The sequence below is a fragment of the Frankia tisae genome (assembly GCF_025403405.1).
Lineage (GTDB): Bacteria > Actinomycetota > Actinomycetes > Frankiales > Frankiaceae > Frankia > Frankia tisai.
This window is the reverse complement of the sequence record NZ_JANEZT010000682.1, coordinates 1-1,431: the sequence shown is the minus strand read 5'-3', so window position 1 is coordinate 1,431 and position 1,431 is coordinate 1. Positions and strand designations below refer to the sequence as shown.

The 1,431-nt window shown below is 72.9% G+C and carries 1 protein-coding gene; it reads right to left on the bottom strand.

Annotation, left to right across the window (positions count from 1 at the left end):
* Positions 1-161 precede the first annotated feature (161 nt).
* Positions 162-950: a TauD/TfdA dioxygenase family protein gene (locus NBZ85_RS31080; protein WP_261560739.1), complete on the bottom strand. Its 789-nt coding sequence runs from the start codon at positions 948-950 to the stop codon at positions 162-164.
* Positions 951-1,431 lie beyond the last annotated feature (481 nt).

The following is a 1,431-nucleotide window of genomic DNA, read 5'->3' as shown; positions in this document are numbered from 1 at the left end:
GTGGCGTCGAGGTTGGCACGGGACGGCCTCCATCCGGGCGCCGCGCCGGGTGCCGTGGGGGTCACCCGATCACGTTCACCCAGCCTGGAAGATGAACCCGACTTGATGTCAAGGGCACTGGTCCCCCACGTCCACCGCCCGGCGTGGTCCGCCACGCGTGGTCACGGGTGCAGCGCGGCGAGGCAGATCCGCACGAGGTGGCGGGTGGCGGGATCGTGCTCGCCGGTGCCGGTGTGCAGGACGATCCGGTTGTCCCACATGGCGATCGTCCCCGGCGTCCAGCTCAGGCGGGCCTGGTGCTCCGGGCGCAGGTACGCGGCGCGCAGCTCGGCCACCAGCGCGTCGCTGTCGTCCGGGCTCATCCCGAGCACGAGCGGGTGGTCCCAGTCCGGCAGGTTGATGTACAGGTAGTGCTCGCCGGTGTGCGGGTGCCGGCGGACTAACGGATGCGCGACGATGGGGCGTTCGTCGCCGGGCTCGCGTTTCACCCCGCGGCCGTGGGTGATGTACCGGCCCGTCGCCAGTGCCTGCACCCGTGGGGTCAGCGCCTGGTAGGCGGCGACGCCGCTGGCCCACAGCGTGTCGTTGCCCGCGGGCGGCACGCGCACGGCTCGCAGGACCGTTGCCTCCGGCGGCGCGGGCAGGCTGCTGGCGTCGAAATGCCAGCCGACGCTGCCGCCGTGGACCTCGTGCACGCCGGGTCGGGCCGGCTCCGGGTCGACGACGCTGGTGAACACCAGGATCGGGCCGAACGCCTCGGCGAACGCGACCTGGCCGGCCGTGCCCAGCGACTGGTCCCGCCAGACCAGCACCCCGTGCTGGAAAAGAAGCGTACGGATCTGTGCACGTCGTTCCGGAGTCAGATCCGTACGGAGGTCCATTCCGGTGACTTCCGCGCCGAGTGTCGGTGACAGGGGCCGGATGGTGAGGTCGGGGGTCGCCGGAGACATGTGTCGAGTCAATGCACCCGTCCATGGGAGATGGGCGTGGATGGCTGGGCGCCGGGCGCGGGCCGGGCTTCGGGAGCAGGCTGGAGGCCCGGCGGAACGCGGACGGAGACCGGAACTACCGAGGTTGCCGGCGTCGAGGCGGCCATGGTCACCGTCGCGCACGGGCTTGCCGACGGCACGCGTAGCTGGACCGGATCCGCGCGCCCCAACCGGGCGGGCACCTCTTCGGCGAGGGCGACGTGGGCAGCAAACCACATCTGTGCTGTCCGGTGCCACCGTCGACGCCATCGGGGTCCCGCCGAGGCCGGCAGGCGGGGCCTGCGGATCGGCTGGCGGCGACGGCGCCCGCGGGTAAAATCTGGCCTGCCTGCGGCACTGCGGCACGCTGCTGCCACCCACCGCCCGCGTCGCGTTCGGCGGGCATCGCCCGCGGGTGGCCGGAGGGGGGAGCGATGATCGGGCGAGGCCGGTTGCTGCTGTC